This window comes from Nocardioides sp. GCM10028917, from assembly GCF_042666175.1.
Taxonomy (GTDB): Bacteria; Actinomycetota; Actinomycetes; order Propionibacteriales; family Nocardioidaceae; genus Nocardioides.
This window is the reverse complement of record NZ_JBHTFL010000007.1, coordinates 806,345-821,767: the sequence shown is the minus strand read 5'-3', so window position 1 is coordinate 821,767 and position 15,423 is coordinate 806,345. Positions and strand designations below refer to the sequence as shown.

At 72.3% G+C, this 15,423-nt stretch carries 16 protein-coding genes; 9 read left to right on the top strand and 7 right to left on the bottom strand.

The window, feature by feature from the left end; all coding sequences use genetic code 11:
- Window positions 1-14: 14 nt before the first annotated feature.
- Window positions 15-1,475: a basic amino acid/polyamine antiporter gene (locus ACFQW6_RS13350; RefSeq protein ID WP_378545867.1), complete on the bottom strand. Its 1,461-nt coding sequence runs from the start codon at window positions 1,473-1,475 to the stop codon at window positions 15-17.
- Window positions 1,472-2,947 carry a Na+/H+ antiporter NhaC gene (gene nhaC / locus ACFQW6_RS13345; protein ID WP_378545864.1) on the bottom strand — a complete coding sequence of 492 codons (1,476 nt, stop codon included), beginning with the start codon at window positions 2,945-2,947 and terminating at the stop codon, window positions 1,472-1,474. The genes ACFQW6_RS13350 and nhaC overlap by 4 nt, the downstream gene beginning before the upstream one ends.
- A gap of 111 nt (window positions 2,948-3,058) precedes the next feature.
- Between nhaC and ACFQW6_RS13340 the strand changes: the two genes are divergently transcribed.
- Complete coding sequence (locus tag ACFQW6_RS13340; protein ID WP_378545861.1) at window positions 3,059-3,871, top strand: META domain-containing protein; 813 nt, start codon at window positions 3,059-3,061, stop codon at window positions 3,869-3,871.
- A gap of 5 nt (window positions 3,872-3,876) precedes the next feature.
- Here ACFQW6_RS13340 and ACFQW6_RS13335 read toward each other — a convergent pair whose 3' ends face one another.
- From ACFQW6_RS13335 to ACFQW6_RS13320, 4 genes are all read right to left on the bottom strand, one after another.
- Window positions 3,877-4,848, bottom strand: coding sequence for a lysylphosphatidylglycerol synthase domain-containing protein (locus tag ACFQW6_RS13335; protein ID WP_378545858.1), 972 nt, complete (start codon window positions 4,846-4,848; stop codon window positions 3,877-3,879).
- Window positions 4,849-4,943: 95 nt separating this feature from the next.
- The gene (locus ACFQW6_RS13330; RefSeq protein WP_378545855.1) at window positions 4,944-5,201 is read right to left on the bottom strand and encodes a hypothetical protein; all 258 of its coding nucleotides are present in this window, start codon (window positions 5,199-5,201) and stop codon (window positions 4,944-4,946) included.
- Window positions 5,202-5,229: 28 nt separating this feature from the next.
- Window positions 5,230-5,493, bottom strand: coding sequence for a hypothetical protein (locus tag ACFQW6_RS13325; RefSeq protein ID WP_378545852.1), 264 nt, complete (start codon window positions 5,491-5,493; stop codon window positions 5,230-5,232).
- A gap of 139 nt (window positions 5,494-5,632) precedes the next feature.
- Window positions 5,633-8,614, bottom strand: a complete 2,982-nt coding sequence (locus ACFQW6_RS13320; RefSeq protein WP_378545849.1) for a M12 family metallo-peptidase — start codon at window positions 8,612-8,614, stop codon at window positions 5,633-5,635.
- 203 nt (window positions 8,615-8,817) lie between these two features.
- On the opposite strand from ACFQW6_RS13320, the gene ACFQW6_RS13315 reads away from it, so the two are divergent.
- Together ACFQW6_RS13315 and ACFQW6_RS13310 are read left to right on the top strand one after the other, a co-directional pair.
- A complete protein-coding gene (locus ACFQW6_RS13315) occupies window positions 8,818-9,819 on the top strand; it encodes an RNA polymerase subunit sigma-70 (protein WP_378545846.1) in 1,002 nt (333 codons plus the stop codon).
- Window positions 9,816-10,205 (top strand): DUF6069 family protein, encoded by a 390-nt coding sequence (locus ACFQW6_RS13310; protein WP_378545843.1) that lies wholly within the window; start codon window positions 9,816-9,818, stop codon window positions 10,203-10,205. The genes ACFQW6_RS13315 and ACFQW6_RS13310 overlap by 4 nt, the downstream gene beginning before the upstream one ends.
- A 41-nt stretch (window positions 10,206-10,246) precedes the next feature.
- On the opposite strand, the gene ACFQW6_RS13305 is transcribed toward ACFQW6_RS13310, so the two are convergent.
- Entirely contained in the window at window positions 10,247-10,603 is a 357-nt protein-coding gene (locus tag ACFQW6_RS13305) for an MmcQ/YjbR family DNA-binding protein (RefSeq protein WP_378545840.1), read from the bottom strand.
- 76 nt (window positions 10,604-10,679) lie between these two features.
- Between ACFQW6_RS13305 and ACFQW6_RS13300 the strand changes: the two genes are divergently transcribed.
- Genes ACFQW6_RS13300 through ACFQW6_RS13275 form a run of 6 tightly spaced genes read left to right on the top strand, consistent with a single transcriptional unit; the run spans window position 10,680 to window position 15,399 of the window.
- A complete protein-coding gene (locus tag ACFQW6_RS13300; RefSeq protein WP_378545837.1) occupies window positions 10,680-10,991 on the top strand; it encodes a hypothetical protein in 312 nt (103 codons plus the stop codon).
- 26 nt (window positions 10,992-11,017) lie between these two features.
- A complete protein-coding gene (locus tag ACFQW6_RS13295; protein ID WP_378545834.1) occupies window positions 11,018-12,472 on the top strand; it encodes an LLM class flavin-dependent oxidoreductase in 1,455 nt (484 codons plus the stop codon).
- A 25-nt stretch (window positions 12,473-12,497) separates the two neighbouring features.
- The gene (locus tag ACFQW6_RS13290) at window positions 12,498-13,367 is read left to right on the top strand and encodes an aldo/keto reductase (protein WP_378545831.1); all 870 of its coding nucleotides are present in this window, start codon (window positions 12,498-12,500) and stop codon (window positions 13,365-13,367) included.
- 16 nt (window positions 13,368-13,383) lie between these two features.
- Window positions 13,384-14,370, top strand: a complete 987-nt coding sequence (locus ACFQW6_RS13285; RefSeq protein WP_378545828.1) for an SDR family NAD(P)-dependent oxidoreductase — start codon at window positions 13,384-13,386, stop codon at window positions 14,368-14,370.
- Between the two features lie 10 nt (window positions 14,371-14,380).
- A complete protein-coding gene (locus tag ACFQW6_RS13280; protein WP_378545825.1) occupies window positions 14,381-14,965 on the top strand; it encodes a GNAT family N-acetyltransferase in 585 nt (194 codons plus the stop codon).
- Complete coding sequence (locus ACFQW6_RS13275; protein ID WP_378545822.1) at window positions 14,965-15,399, top strand: Fur family transcriptional regulator; 435 nt, start codon at window positions 14,965-14,967, stop codon at window positions 15,397-15,399. The genes ACFQW6_RS13280 and ACFQW6_RS13275 overlap by 1 nt, the downstream gene beginning before the upstream one ends.
- Window positions 15,400-15,423 lie beyond the last annotated feature (24 nt).

Genomic DNA, 15,423 nt, shown 5'->3' with positions numbered 1-15,423 from the left:
TTCCGTGCGGTTGGTCACAGGGTGATCCGGCCGGTCCACAGGCCGACGACGCCGACGACGCCGGCGGCCACGATGATGAGGAAGAGCCCGACCTCGGTCGGGGTGAAGATGCGACGCCCGCGCTCGCTGCGCGCCTTGACGTAGAGGAGCGACGCCGGTGCCAGGAGCACCGCGGACAGCAGCAGGAACTTCAGGCCGGCGGCATCGAAGAGGAACAGCGTGTAGACCGTGGCTGCTCCGGCGACGATCCCCTCCCGGAGCTTGACGCGGGGCGTCTCGTCCTCGTACGACTCCCCGGTCAGGGCGAGCTTCAGCGAGTAGGCGGCAGCGAGCAGGTAGGGCAGCAGGGCCAGGCTGGTGGACAGGTCGAGGAGGAAGTTGAGCGCGTCGGTCACCACCAGGGTCAGCAGCAGCACGGACTGCACGGCGATCGAGGTGACGACGAGGGCCGTGATCGGGGTGCCGTGGTCGTTCTCGCGGCCCAGGAACGCGGGAAGGTCGTCGTTGCGCGCGGGGATGTACATCACCTCGGCCGCCATCAGCGTCCAGGCGAGGTAGGCACCCAGCACCGAGACGATCACCGCGATGCTGATGAACGTCTCGCCCCAGTCGCCGACGACGTACGCGAACAGGCCGACCATCGACGGCTGCCGGGTGTCGGCGATCTCGGGCTGGGGAAGGACGGCATAGCTCGAGAGCGTCACGAGCGAGAAGATCGACAGCACGCTGAGGAAACCCATCACGGTGGCGCGGCCGACGTCCTCGCGCTTCTGGGCGTAGCGCGAGTACACGCTCGCCCCTTCGATCCCGATGAACACGAACGTCGTGATGATCATCGTGTTGCGCACCTGCTCGTCCAGCGAGCCGAGGTCGCCGTAGCCGTAGGCGGTCCAGTTGTCGGCGAACACGCCGGCGTCGAGGTTCACGAGCAGCACCACGATGAACACGAGGATCGGGATGATCTTGAAGATCGTGACGATGCGGTTGATCACCGCCGCGTCCCTCACCCCGCGGGCGATGAGGACGTGGAAGGACCAGACCCCCACCGTCGAGAGCACGAGCGCCAGGACGGTGTCACCGTCCCCGAAGCTGTCGAAGAAGGCGCCCAGCGTCGCGGTGATGAACACCCAGTAGAAGGCGTTGCCCGCCACGGTGCTCGCCCAGAAGCCGATGGCGGAGTTGAAGCCGGCGTAGTCACCGAAGCCTGCCTTGGCGTAGATGAAGACACCCGAGTCCAGCTCGGGCTTGCGGAGCGCGAGGTTCTGGAAGACGAAGGCCAGCATGAGCATGCCGGCGCCGGCGATCGCCCAGGCGATCAGCGAGCCGAGGATCCCGGTGGCGACGCCGAACCGGGCCGGCAGCGAGAACACCCCCGCACCCACCATGCCGCCGATGACCATGGCGGTGAGGGTCGGCAGCGTCATCTTCTGGACTGCGTGCGGCTCCGCCGCGGTCCTCTGCTCGCTTGCGGTCATGTGCGCTCCTTCGCCGCGTCGAGCGGCTCGGTCTTCTCGATGCGGAACCCCGTGTAGCCGTACACGACGCTCAGCAGCGGACTGGCGTAGCAGAAGATGGCGTAGGGGGCGTAGAGGAGGGTGGAGACGCCGAGGGTGGCTCCCATGAAGGCCCCGCACGAGTTCCACGGCACGAGGGGCGAGGTGACGGTGCCGCTGTCGGCGGCCAGCCGCGACAGGTTGGTCGGGGCGAGGCCCCGCTGGGCGAACTCGAGGCGGAACACGCGGGACGGGAGCACCAGCGCGATGTACTGGTCCCCGGCGACGACGTTGAGGCCGAACCCGCACGCGAAGACCGTCAGGAACAGCCGCCCGGTGCTGGTGGCCGAGGCGATCATCGGGTCGACCAGGCGCGCGATCAGGCCGAAGTGCTCCAGCAAGGCGCCGAAGGTCACTGCCCCGAAGATCAGCCAGAGGGTGAGCAGCATGGAGTCCATGCCACCGCGGGACACCAGCTGGTCCACCTCGGTGAGTCCGGTGTCGATGTCGAACCCCGTCGCCATCGCCTGCCACACGGCCTTGATCGACTCCACCACGACGTTCCCGGTGCCGCTGACGAAGGCGGCCACCACCTCGGGCTGGGTGAACGCGGCGAGCGCGCCCGCGAACAGGGCAGAGGCGATCAGCGCGAGCGACGCCGGCACCTTCCGGATCGACAGGTAGGCGAGCAGGACCAGCGGCAGCAGGTTGACCGGGCTGATCCAGAAGACGTCGGACAGTGCGTCGAGCTCGGTCGTCGTCGACACGGTGTCCTCAGTCTCGCCGACGTGGGCGAGCCCCAGCACGAAGAACACGGCGAGCGCGACGAGGAACGCCGGCACGGACGTCCAGACCTGACGCCGGATGTGGGCATAGACGTCCACCTTCACCATCTGCGCGGTCAGGATCGTGGTCTCCGACAGTGGGGACGTCTTGTCGCCCAGGTACGCACCCGAGATGACTGCACCGGCGGTGATCGCCGGCGAGACGCCGAGCATCGTCGCGATGCCGACGAGGCCGACGCCGATCGTGCCGGCCGTCGTCCACGAGCTGCCGATGCTCAGTGCCACGACGGCACAGATGAGCGCGGTCGCGGCGTAGTACCAACCCGGCGCGAGCACCTGGATCCCGTAGTAGACGAGCGTGGGGATCGTGCCCGACAGGTTCCAGGTCCCGATGAGCGCACCCACCGCCAGCAGGATGAACACAGCACTGGTGACCGACGCCATCGCCCCCTGCCCGGCCGTCTGGACCTCCGCCCACTCATGACCGTTCTTGACGGCGACGAGCGCCGCGACGCCCGCGCACAGCACGAGTGCCACCTGGATGGGGCCGTCCAGGGCGTCGAGGCCGAACAGCGCGAGCGACCCGCCGATGAGCAGCGCCAGGGTCGCCAGCGGGATCAGGGCATCGCTCAACGACGGCTGCCGCGGCACCGCGTTGCCTGGACGCATGGGCCCATCGTGTTGGCCCGGCGCGGCTGGAGGGCTCACCCGGGACGGGGGAGGACCCCACGCCGGGACCTCACCAGACTGGTGCGTCCGAGCCGGGGAACGGGGACGCGCATGGGCGGACGTGGTGCTGCGGCCGCGCTGCTCGTCGTCACGCTGACCGCAGCGTGCGCCGACAGCTCCGACTCGTCCTCCTCGCCGTCCCCGTCCACGACGGACGCCTCGACCTCCACCCTCGATCCGGCTGCGTTGGACGGACGGTCGTACGCCTCGACGTCCGTCGAGGGCGCCGAGCTGGCGGAGGGGACGACCATCGAGGTCGGGTTCGACGGCGACACCATGTCGGTCTGGACAGGGTGCAACACCGCGTTCGGACCGTTCGAGGTCGACGGCACGACCCTCGCGTGGACGTCCGAGCCGGCCGCCACGATGATGATGTGCGATCCCGACTTCCTCGAGCAGGACCGCTGGCTCACCGACCTGTTCCGGTCCGGCGTCGACGCGACGGTCGAGGGCGACGCCCTGACGCTGCAGGCCGACGGGGTCACGATCGAGCTGGAGACCGACACCTCCGACGACCTCGACAGCCTGCTCGGGCGCACCTGGACCGCCATCGGCACCGTGTCCGACGGCGCCGTGTCCCGACTGCCGGTCGACACCAGACGCCCGCGGCTCGACGTCGGAGCGGACGGACTGTCCCGCCTCTTCACCGGGTGCCGGAGTGGACGCGTCACCGTGCAGGTCGAGGATCAGGCACTGGTCTTCTCCAACGTGACGCTCCAGCGAGGGCGCTGCACCGGTCCGGCCGGTCAGACCGAGCGGGCCGTGCTGGCGCTGCTCGACGGCGCGAGCGACAACGCCGAGCTCCACGACCACCTCCTGGTCGTCACCCGGGGCGGCGAGGGGCTCTTCTTCGAGGTTCGCTGACCCGGTCACGGTGTGTCCCCGCTCGCCTCGCCCAGGCGTCGTCGCCACACGAGGGCCACGACCCCACCGAGCATGACCGGGCCGAGGATCGTCACGGCTCGCCACACCGTGAGCGCCGCCACCAGCTCGGGCTCGAGCGCGTCGCCGCCGACCTCCATGAACGCCGCGAGCAGGACGACGTCGTAGATGCCCAGTCCCATCATCGGCGGCAGGGTCAGGGGGTAGGCGAGGAAGAAGATGCCGATCACCTCGTACGCCGGCACCGCCTCCGCGGTGACGCCCACGAACCGGATGGCCAGCAGCAGGATGCAGGCATCCGCGAGGACCATGGCGCTCAGCGCGAGCAGCGACCGTGGGAAGGCGCGGCGGTAGTCGGCCACGATGTGCTGCTGGAACCCGGTCGACGAGCGGACCCACGCGTCCGGGTCCACCGAGGAGCGCACCCGCCCCACGATGCCAGCGGCCGTCCTCCCCAGCCGGGCGGCGTGCTCCTCACGACGGACCGCCAGCGAGACGAGAACGGCGAGCGCGACCGCGATCGCGATGCTCACCACGGCGCCGGCCACCGGCGGGGTGCCGCTGCCCAGGACCATGAGGACCGGAAGGCCGACGAGCGGGGCGGCGAAGCGGTTCACGTAGAAGACGACCATGTTCATCGTGGCCCCGGCGAGCCCGCGCACGGGGTCGATCCCCCAGGCGCGGAACATCGCCACCCGTGCGACGAGGTCGCCCGGAGGAGGGGCGACGACGGCCGTCAGGGACGCCACGAGGTCGTTGAGCAACGCGCGCGCCGCGCTGAGACCGCGGATGAACAGGGAGAGCGGGAGCGCGTTGAGCGTCTGCCGGACGAGTAGCACCAGCAGCAGCACCAGCACCTGCCACGCGGTCAGCCTGCTGAGCGCCTCCCCGACGGACGACCAGTCGATGGCGCCCAGGAACGTCGTCGCCAGCCACCCGCACACCAGGACGATGACCACGATGACCAGCGGCCGGAGCCACGGCGGGCGGGGTCGCTCGTGATCGCCGGCGTGTGCACCGGGTGACGCCCTGCCGGCCGTCGACCCGTCCGGGGTCACGACGACCGGCCGCCACGTGACCCGGCGACCCGTCGCTGGACGACGCGGGCCAGGACCGCCAGGAGGACCCAGGCCGCGACGGAGATCGCCTGCTCCCCGTAGTCCCCCGGATCGCCGACGACCCGGGCGCCGGAGTCGGTGCGGCCGAGTCCGGCCAGCACGAGGGCGGAGCCACCGATCGCGGTCGCCCATCCGATCAACCGGTCCCGCCAGCGTTCGAGCGCCACCCCGCCTACGACGGCGACAGCGGGCACGAAGACGACGGCGAGCAGGATGCTCGCATCACCGGTGTCGAGGATGGTGAAGAGACGTGCCCCCCACCAGCCCGACGACGAAGAACAGCACGCGCGAGGCGAGCACTCCGACGAGCAGGGCGAGCAGGCCGCTGGCGGCCGCGACCAGCGCCGACGTGCCCAGACTCGCCCCGAAGGCGTCTGCCACCAGCCAGGCTGCCCCCGCCCCTGCGCACACCAGCACCAGGCGGGCCGACCAGATGCCTCCGACCGCCAGCACCACCCCGACGATGACCAGCACCGGTGCTTCCATCGAGCGATCGTCGCGGTCGGGCGGGCCGAGTGGATCACCCGGACCGGGCGACACGTCCCGGAAGGACGCGGTGACGGCTCGTGACGTACGAGGGGCCGCCGGTGTCGCCACCGACGGCCCCTCACCCGGCTCGTGCCGCTCAGCGCACGGTGCGGCGGTCGACCACCGCGAACCTGATCCTCTTCTTGCCGGCCTGGACCCGGTCGTCACCGCGGTAGCGGACCACGACCTTGGCCTTTCCGGTGCGGGCGAAGCGCGGGAGCAGGACGCTCGTGCGACCGCGGACGCTGAGCATCTTGGTCCACGACCGTGACTTCCCTGCGCCCTTCATCGCGATCTTGACCTTGCCGGACGGCACGACGCCCTTGGCACGCACGGTCACCCGCAGCTTGACGCGGGTGTCGACCTCGACCGGCTTGACCATCTTGGTCGAGATGCGCGGCGCGACCTTGGCGGCCGGCGGCGTGGTCGGGGTAGGGGTCGGGGTGGTGGTCGGGGTGGTGGCCGGGGTCGGGGCGGGGGTGGTCCCGTCGGGCACGATCGTGATGTCGGCGTCGTTGACGTCGAAGAAGTAGTTCTCCACCGCCTCGACCTTGATCCGGGCGGTCGTCGTGGCCACGTCCGGCCAGGTGACCTCGGCGGTGCCGTCGTTCGGGGTGCTCGCCACGAGGACCCGCGGGTAGGTCAGCCCGCCGTCCGTCGACAGGCTGATCCTCACGTGGGGCGACAGGTCCGCGAAGCCGGCGGTCCAGGAGATCGTCTCGGTGCGGCCGCCGACCGCAGTTGCCGGCGTGGCGTCCTTCGACGTCACCCGGAACGCGCTCCTGTCCCTGTTCGTGTCGAGCAGCAGCTTGACGTCGCCGTAGGCGTAGCCACCGCCCTCGGGAGCGAGGTCACGGGCGGTGAACCGGAAGTTGAGCGACGGCTCGGTGTTGCCGGCCCACCCGACGGCCGGGTTCGCGGGGGCCCCGACGTAGTCGGCCGTCGGCAGCCACTCCGCGAAGCACTCGACCACCGGGACCGGCACGTTGGTGGCGCCGCCGGTGGCCGGCTTGGGCGGCATCGGTGGGCAGGTGCCCGTGTTGGCGTTGGTGTTGTTGGCCAGGATCTGCGCCATGTCCGGGAAGACGCGCGTCGGGTCGGACGTCGCGAGGTTCTCGCCCGGGGACTCGATCTGCAGCGTGCCGGCGGGAGTCACCGGGGCGTACTGTCCGAAGATCCGGAACAGAGGGCCGTTGATCTTGGTCTGGCTGCCGAGCGTCGTGCCAGCGGCGCCGCCGCGGTCGTTCTGCTCCCAGATGTAGACGAGCGCGTCACCGTCAGGGTCGGTCGCCTGACCGGTGAGGGCGAACGGTGTCCGGATCGGGATCGTCTTCGTCACCGGCGCGGTGGCGACGGGGGCGCGGTTGCGCGTGGGGGTGACGGTGTAGCCGCCGTTGCGCTGCGGACCGCCTTGGGCCGTCTCGCCCACGAAGCCCGTGACGTCGCCCGAGGCCGTCGTGAAGCCGAGCGCGGCGACGTCGGTGCCGGCGTACGGCGCGCCGGTGAAGCGCACCTCGAAACCGGTGTCATCCAGCGTCGGGACGTTGCCGGGCGGAGGCGCGGTCACCCTCAGGTCACCGAACCCGCGCACCTCCACGCTCCCGACGCCCGTCACGGCCTCGATGGCCGCGTCGATGCCGGCGAGGGAGTAGCTGGTGCCACGCACGATCGGCGCGGTCTGCGTGCCGTTGAAGCTCAGCGTGAACGACTCGCCGTCGGTGTCGAAGTCACGCAGCGACACCGTCTGGACGTCATTGATCGGCGCACGAGAAGCGGTCACGGTGTTGCTGATGTCGGTGATGCTCCGCTGCGAGAAGTACGGGTCGCTGTGCGGCTGCAGGTTGTCCTGCTGGCAGATGCCGGCGTAGGCCATGATGGAGCTGCCCGAGCCGGGCTCGTACGGCGAGCCGCCACGGTTGCCGGAGCAGTTGTACTCGGTGCCGTTGAAGGTGTGCGGGCCGCCGAACTGGTGGCCGATCTCGTGCGCGACGTAGTCGACCGCGAAGTAGTCGCCCTCGGGGTTGGGGAGGCCGGTGCAGCCGCGGGCCTTCCCGTCGCCACCGATCACGCCCAAGCCGGCGACGCCGCCCCCGTTGATGCCGAGCCCGATGTGGCCCACGTCGTAGTTCGATGCCCCGACGAGCTGGCCGAGCACGATGCGGTTGCGGTTGAGCAAGGCACCGGTGCAGCCTCCGCTCAGCGTGGCCGGAGGGAAGCAGGGGGCCGAGCCGCACGGACCGTTCGCCTCGGTGGCCTTCGCGGCAGTGTCGAGGTTGAGCTTGTCGGTGTCGTCGATCAGGAGCATCCGGACCGCGAGGTCGTCGTTGTAGATGTGGTTGACCCTGTTCATCAGGGTGACCTTCTCCGCGAGCACGTTCTGCGTGCCGAAGTGGCCGGCGTAGGACGGGTCGGTCACGAGCGCGAGGCGGTAGGTCCGCAGGCTCACCTCGGTGCCGGGTGTCTCGGCCAGGCTGGTGCCGAGGTGCTTGACGGTGTCCGCGTCGATCTCGGGCTCGACCAGGCCGCGGTCGCTGCGCGGCAGGTCACCGTGCCGGTAGGAGAGGTAGATGCTGTCATCGCCGTTCCACGCCGGGTCGACGTACCACGCGGCGCGGTTGCCGTCACCGCGGACAGAGGCGTGGAAGCCCATCGGCGTGAGGTCGAGCCTGATGGTGGCGGTGGGGTCGGCGACTGCGCGGCCGGCGTACGTCGTCAGCTCCGGGTGGCGCGCGGCGAGGCCCTGCTCCATCACGGCCACCTCTACGACCCGGAAGTCGATGAGGTCGCCGTTGGGTGCGGGCACGGTCACGACCGCACCCCCGTCGCGGGCGGCGTCCTCTGCGGGAGCCCGGTCCAGGGCCGCGCGGAGACCGGCGCGGTCAAGGGTGAAGGCCGCGTAGCGCCGCGGCTCCACCCGTCGCTCGTTGGCACCCCGGTCGCCGCCGGGCCGTTGGTCGGTGGCCGTCCAGTAGCCGTCGTCGGGTGGGGCGGCCGTGCCGGACAGCGCCAGTGCCTGCAGGCCCGCGAGGGCGACGACGGCGGAGACGAGCAGGGACAGGTAGCGCAGCGGACGGGACATGCGTGCCTCTGATCTCACGGCTGGACGGGGCTCGACCGTAAGCCGAACCGGGGAGTGGGGGGATTACCCCCAGGGGGGTGATGTGCGCCCCCCGGCGCGGGCCGTTCAACCGGAGAACCGAGGCGTCCGGGTCCTGACTGATGAGTTCCGGCGCCCGCCTCCGTCATACGTGTGACAGGACACCACGACGAGGAGGATGGGCCATGACGGTCGAGATGAGGGTGGAGGAGGTCCACGTGAGCGACCTGGCGGACATGGACGAGAGCGCGTTCGCGGAGCTGACCGAGCGGCACCGGCGGGAGCTGCACGTCCACTGCTACCGGATGCTCGGGTCGTTCCAGGACGCCGAGGACGCGGTTCAGGAGACGTTCCTCAAGGCCTGGCGCGCCCGGGAGACGTACGAGGGGCGCTCGACGGTGCGGGCGTGGCTCTACCGCATCGCCACCAACACGTGCCTCGACCTGATCGCGCAGCGGCGGCCCGAGCCGGCGCGCGGCGGTGAGGTGAGGTGGCTGCAGCCCTACCCCGACAGCCTCCTCGACGAGCTGCCCGCCGACGGTGCCGACGGCCCGGAGAGCAAGGCGCTCGCGCGGGAGACCATCGAGCTCGCGTACGTCGTCGCGGTGCAGCACCTCGCCCCACGTCCGCGCGCCGCGCTGATCCTGCGCGACGTGATGGGCTGGCCGGCCAAGGAGGTCGCGGCCCTGCTCGGCGACTCGGTGAACTCGGTCAACAGCGCGCTCCAGCGGGCCCGCGCGGGGATGCGCGAGCACCTGCCCCACGAGCGGCAGGAGTGGACCGGTGACGACGGTGACGTGGAGAACCGCGACCTCGTGCGCCGCTTCACCGACGCCAGCGTCTCCGCCGACATCGACACGGTGGCCACCATGCTGCGGCACGACGTGCGCTACTCGATGCCGCCGTGGGAGGGCCTCCTCGTCGGCCGGGACGCGGTCGTCGCGGACTGGACCGCCAACGGCTACCCGGAGATGACCGGCCTGCGGGCGGTCCCGACGTCGGTCAACCGCCAGCCCGCGGTCGCCTACTACCTCTGGAACGACGAGCAGGGGGCGCACCTCCCCCTCACGATCGACGTGCTGCGGGTCACCGGCGACCAGGTCACCGAGGTCACCATCTTCGGCGCCGAACGGTTCGACTCGCTGGGCCTGCCCGAACGCCTGCCGGCCGAGGGCGGCGAGCGATGAGCCGCGGCCGGCGCCTCGCGGCCACCGGGCTGGGTGCCGCGGCCGCGGCTGCGGCGCTCAACGCCGTCGTCGCGGCCCTCGCCCGGGCTGCCGGCGTCGACCTCGAGGTCACGGGGGGCGAGGCGATCCCGGTGGCCGGCATCGCCTTCGTCACCGTGGTCTTCTCGGTCCTCGGGGTGCTCATCGCCGCGGCCCTGTCGCGGTGGAGCGGCAGCCCGGTGCAGTGGTGGCTGCGGACGACCGCGGTGCTGACGGCGCTGTCTCTCGTGCCGCCCTTCCTGGCCGCGGCCGACGCAGCCACGGCGGCGACGCTCGTCGCGCTCCACCTGCTCGCCGCCGCGGTGGTGGTCCCGGTCGTCGCGCGGACCCTGCGCGCCCCGGCCTGACCCGACCTGACCCGGCGTCGGCGCCTGCCGCGACGGCTCGGTCAGCCGGGTCCGTCGGGGTGGGCGTCGTCCCAGGCGCGCGTCACCTTCTGCGGGACGACCATCCGCCAGGCGTCGACGACCAGCTCGCGTGCCTCCGCGGGGTCGAGGTCGGCGAGCGTCGCATGGACCCAGCTGAACCGCATGTCCGCCTCGCTCGGCAGGTGGAAGCGTGGATCGCTGTCCACGAGGGCGGCCCGTTCCTCCCTGGGGAAGGCGAACCCCATCACCGACTCGTCCTGGGAGAACGCCGTGTAGACGATCGCGCCCACCCGGAACTTCAGACGACCCCGGACGGTCACCACGTAGGACCGGTCCAGGCTGGACCCCAACGGGAGCACGTCGTCGACCACGGCCATGCCGCCAGTATCGATCCTCGGCGGACCCGTCGACGGGGTGAGGCGGCAGCGCCACGACCTGCCTAGCGTCGAGGGCATGGGACACCAGCCACCGAAGGACGTGCAGGAGGCGGCCCAGCGTGCCGTCCGCTGGATCGAGGAGGGCAGGGCGGGCAAGGGCTTCACCGACGTGGGGCGCCACCGCGCCCACCAGCTCGCCGACGGCAAGGACGTGAGCGACGGCGACGTGAAGAAGATGCAGGCGTACTTCGCCCGGCACACCGTCGACAAGGACGCCGAGGGCTTCACGCGGGGCGGGGACGGTTTCCCGTCCCCGGGCCGCGTCGCGTGGGACGCCTGGGGCGGTGACCCCGGCGAGCGCTGGGTCGGCACGATCGACCTGGACTGAGGCCACCGCTGGGCCAGACTGGGCGGGTGCGACTTCCCGATCCAGCCCTTGTGGTGCTCGTCGGCGCCTCGGGGGCCGGCAAGTCGACCTGGGCAGCGGCCCGCTACCGCGCCGAGGAGGTCGTCTCCTCCGACGCCCTCCGCGGCGTCCTGGGCAGCGGTCCGCACGACCTCGACGCCTCGACCGACGCGTTCGCCGTCCTCGAGACCATCGTCGCCGCGCGGCTCGGCCGTCGTCTGACCACCGTGGTCGACACCCTCGGGATCGACGCGACGAAGCGACGCGCCTGGCTGGACGCGGCCCGTGCGTGCGGCCTGCCGGCCGTCGCCGTCCTCCTCGACACCCCGGACGCGGAGTGTCGGCGCCGCAACGCCACCCGCGACCGTCCGGTCCCGGCGCCGGTGCTCGCCGGCCAGCTGCGCTCGGTGCGCGACGTACGCCCCCTGCTCGACGCCGAGGGATGGGACCTCGTGGTCGCGGTCGCTGCGGGCGACGTGACCGCCCCACCCGTCCCCGAGGCTGCTCCCCGGTCCCGCGCCGACCGGACGTCGAGCCTCGGCCTGCGGTCCGTCCTGCAGGTGTCCCGCTTCCCGTGGGGCGAGGACCCGCTGGCCTGGCTGACCGACGTCGCCCGCGCCGCGGACGAGGCGGGCTTCGCCGGACTGGCGCTGATGGACCACCTCATCCAGGTGCCCCAGGTCGGTCGGGCCTGGGACCCGGTCCCCGAGCCGTGGGTCGCCCTCGGCGCCATCGCCGCCGCCGGCACCGGGCTCGAGCTCGGCACCCTCTGCACGCCCGTGACCTTCCGTCCGGCGGGCGTCACGGCGAAGGCCGCCGCAACGCTGTCGGCGCTGACCGGGGGCCGCGCCTTCGTCGGCGTCGGCGCCGGGTGGTTCGAGCGCGAGCACGCGGCCTACGGCATCCCGTTCCCGCCGGCCCGCGAGCGCCTCGACGACCTCGAGCGGGCCGTGGTGACGATGAAGGCGCTCTGGGCGGCCGGCACCAAGGCGTACGACGACCACGGCGTCGTGCTGCCCGAGACGACCTCCTACCCCCGTCCGTCGCGGCCGATCCCGGTGGTGGTCGGCGGCTCGGGTGAGCGCCGCACCCTGCGCGTCGCGGCGGAGCACGGCGACGCCTGCAACCTCCGCACGACCGACGAGGCCGAGCTCGCGCGGCTGGTGGGCGTCCTCCACGCCCACTGCGACGAGGTCGGTCGGGACAGGTCCGAGGTGGCCGTGACCGTGCTCGACCTGCCGGTCGTGGGTGCCGACCGTGACGACGTGTGGGCGCGCGTCGAGACGCTCCGCGGGCGCACGCCGGCAGCGACGTACGCCGCCCGCACGCACGCCGCGACCGTCGCCGGTCACCGCGACCGGTGGGCCCGGCTCGCGGGGCTGGGGGTGTCGACGATCTTCATCGCGACCCCCGACCTCGGAGGTCCCGACGACGTCCTCGCCCTTCGGGGGCTGAACGCCTGACCTCCCGGGCCGTAGTGTCGAGGACATGCAGACGCGCACTCTCGGACAGCACCAGGTCGGCGCCATCGGCCTCGGCCTCATGACCTTCGACCAAACCGGCAGCCAGCCCCGCCAGCAGCTCCTCGACACCGTGTCGGCGGCCCTCGACGCCGGCGTCACGCTCTTCGACACCGCCGACGCCTACGGCCCCGGCGACGAGAAGGGTGCCGGCGCGCAGGGCGAGAACGAGCGGCTCATCGCCTCGATCCTCGACGAGCTCGGCGCCCGTGACCGGGTCGTGCTCGCCACCAAGGGCGGCCACGTCCGCACCGACGGCGGTGGCTGGGACACCGACAGCTCGGCCGCCCACCTCCGGGAGGCCGTCGACGCCAGCCTGCAGCGCCTCGGCGTGGAGCAGATCGCGCTCTGGCAGCACCACCGGCCCGACCCGAAGGTCCCCTACGACGACGTCATCGGCACGCTGAAGGAGATCGCCGACAGCGGCAAGGTCGCCCACGTCGGGCTCTCCAACGCCGACCCGCAGCAGATCCGCGACGCTCACGCCGTCCTCGGCGAGGCGCTCGTCAGCGTGCAGAACCAGTTCAGCCCCAAGTTCCGCTCGAGCCGGCCCGAGATCGACGTGTGCGAGGAGCTCGGCCTGGCCTTCCTGCCGTGGAGCCCGCTCGGCGGCCTCTCCGACGCCAAGGAGCTCGCCGACAAGCACCCCGCCTTCGCCGAGATCGCCCAGGATCGCGGCGTCAGCGCACAGCAGGTGGCGCTGGCCTGGGAGCTGGCCCAGTCGCCGGTCGTCATCCCGATCCCGGGCGCCAAGCGGCCCACCTCGATCACCGACTCGGCCGCGGCTGCCGAGATCGAGCTCACCGCCGACGAGCTGGCGCGCCTCGACGCGAGCTGAGCCCAGGACCTCCGCGATGCCCCGCCCGACCCTCGCCCGCGCGGTCGACACGGTGATGGACCGCTCGGTGGTCCTCGGCTACACGACGATCGGGCTCGCGGTGCGGCGGGCGATGCCGGGCTGGCCGGCCGACCCGCTGCCGCAGGCGCTGGAGGGACGTCACGTCCTCGTGACCGGAGCGAGCTCCGGGCTGGGCGCGGCGACGGTCGCGGGGGTGTCCGGCCTCGGCGCGGTCGTGCACCTCCTCGTGCGCGACGAGGCCAAGGGGACCCTGGTCGCCGACCGGATCCGCGCCACGCACCCCGGCGCGGAGCTGCGGCTGTGGCGGTGCGACGTCGCCGACCTCGACGACGTACGACGGTTCGCGACCGGCTTCGCCGCCGAGGTCCCCCACCTCCACGCGGTGGTGCACAACGCGGGCGTGATGCCGCCCGAGCGCACCGAGTCGCCGCAGGGCCTCGAGCTCAGCATGGCGGTGCACCTCGTCGGGCCGGTGGTGATGACCGAGGCGCTGCGCGGTCCCCTCTCCAGCGGCGCAGCCGGCGGTCGCGTGGTGCTGGTCAGCAGCGGGGGCATGTACGCCCAGCCGCTCCACGCGGACGACCCGGGCTGCACCACCGGCGACTACTCGCCCACGACGTCGTACGCCCGCTCGAAGCGCTGGCAGGTCGAGCTCGCCCCGCTGCTCGCCGACCGGTGGGGCGCCGACGGCACCACCGTCGCGACCATGCACCCCGGCTGGGCCGACACCCCCGGCGTGCGGGAGTCGCTGCCGACCTTCCGCCGGATCACCCGGCCGGTGCTGCGCGACGACGCGCAGGGTGCCGACACGAGCGTGTGGCTGGCGGCGGTGGAGCCCGCTCCGCCGACAGGTCGCTTCTGGCACGACCGGGTCGAGCGCCCGACCCACCTGCTGCCGACGACCCGCGGGAGCGACCGCGACCGGGCCCGCGCGTGGGACTGGCTCCGCGAGGCGGCCGGGCTGGACGCCGCCGCACCCTAGGGTGGCGCGGGTGCTGAGCCTGCAGATCGACGACGCCCGCCTGTCCGACCTCGAACCCTGGCACGCCGAGCAGCTCGCCGGCCTCTTCCGGGCGCACGGCTCCGACTTCTACGACTGGCTGCCGTGGGAGGGCTTCGAGGACGTCGAGGGAGCACGCGGCTTCCTGGAGTCCTTCGCCAAGGGCCGCGGAGAGGGAAGCCGGCGGCTCTACGGCATCTGGATCGACGACGAGCTGGTCGGCGGCACGCTCTTCCCGAGCATCAACGCCCGCTCGCGGACCGCGGAGGTGGGCGTCTTCCTCGCGGCCTCCGCCCGCGGGCGCGGCATCGTCACCCGGGCCGTGGCCGCGATGCTCGACTGGGCGTTCGTCGAGCGCGGGCTGCACCGCGTCGAGTGGCGCTGTGCTCCGGGCAACCACCCGAGCCGGCGCGTCGCCGAGCGGCTCGGCTTCACCCACGAGGGCACGCTGCGCGAGGTGTTCCCCGTCCGCGAGGAGCGGCAGGACCTCGAGGTCTGGTCGCTGCTGGCCCGCGAGTGGTCCGGCCCGGGGCAAAGACTTGACTGGTTCAAGAATAGGGGGCAGGGTGGTCCGTGATGGAGGACCACGACTTCGAGCACCTGCTCCGCAGCGCTGACCTGCGGGTCACCCGGCCGCGGCTCGCCGTGCTGAGGGCCGTACGCCGCCAGCCGCACGCCGACACTGGCAGCGTCCTCGCCGCGGTGCGCACCGAGGAGCCGACCGTCTCCCACCAGGCGGTCTACGACGTCCTCGGCGCGCTCACCGACTCCGGGCTGGTCCGCCGGATCCAGCCTGCCGGCTCGGTCGCGCGCTACGAGCTGCGCGTCGGCGACAACCACCACCACGCGGTCTGCCGCTCGTGCGGCGTCGTCGCCGACGTCGACTGCGCCGTCGGCGTACGCCCGTGCCTCCACGCCTCCGACACCCACGGCTTCATCATCGACGAGGCCGAGGTCACCTACTGGGGCCTGTGCCCCGCCTGCTCCACCAGCTCCGCCGTCACCCCGTGACCCGCTCCACCTCCCGACCCGCAT

Coding starts and splice junctions, on each gene's coding strand:
- ACFQW6_RS13300 (WP_378545837.1), top strand. CDS start 10,680: ATGGGACACCAGCCACCGAAGGACGTGCAGGAGGCGGCCCAGCGTGCC.
- ACFQW6_RS13305 (WP_378545840.1), bottom strand. CDS start 10,603: ATGGCCGTGGTCGACGACGTGCTCCCGTTGGGGTCCAGCCTGGACCGG.
- ACFQW6_RS13320 (WP_378545849.1), bottom strand. CDS start 8,614: ATGTCCCGTCCGCTGCGCTACCTGTCCCTGCTCGTCTCCGCCGTCGTC.
- nhaC (WP_378545864.1), bottom strand. CDS start 2,947: ATGCGTCCAGGCAACGCGGTGCCGCGGCAGCCGTCGTTGAGCGATGCC.
- ACFQW6_RS13275 (WP_378545822.1), top strand. CDS start 14,965: ATGGAGGACCACGACTTCGAGCACCTGCTCCGCAGCGCTGACCTGCGG.
- ACFQW6_RS13315 (WP_378545846.1), top strand. CDS start 8,818: ATGACGGTCGAGATGAGGGTGGAGGAGGTCCACGTGAGCGACCTGGCG.
- ACFQW6_RS13285 (WP_378545828.1), top strand. CDS start 13,384: ATGCCCCGCCCGACCCTCGCCCGCGCGGTCGACACGGTGATGGACCGC.
- ACFQW6_RS13340 (WP_378545861.1), top strand. CDS start 3,059: ATGGGCGGACGTGGTGCTGCGGCCGCGCTGCTCGTCGTCACGCTGACC.
- ACFQW6_RS13325 (WP_378545852.1), bottom strand. CDS start 5,493: ATGGAAGCACCGGTGCTGGTCATCGTCGGGGTGGTGCTGGCGGTCGGA.
- ACFQW6_RS13310 (WP_378545843.1), top strand. CDS start 9,816: ATGAGCCGCGGCCGGCGCCTCGCGGCCACCGGGCTGGGTGCCGCGGCC.
- ACFQW6_RS13350 (WP_378545867.1), bottom strand. CDS start 1,475: ATGACCGCAAGCGAGCAGAGGACCGCGGCGGAGCCGCACGCAGTCCAG.
- ACFQW6_RS13290 (WP_378545831.1), top strand. CDS start 12,498: ATGCAGACGCGCACTCTCGGACAGCACCAGGTCGGCGCCATCGGCCTC.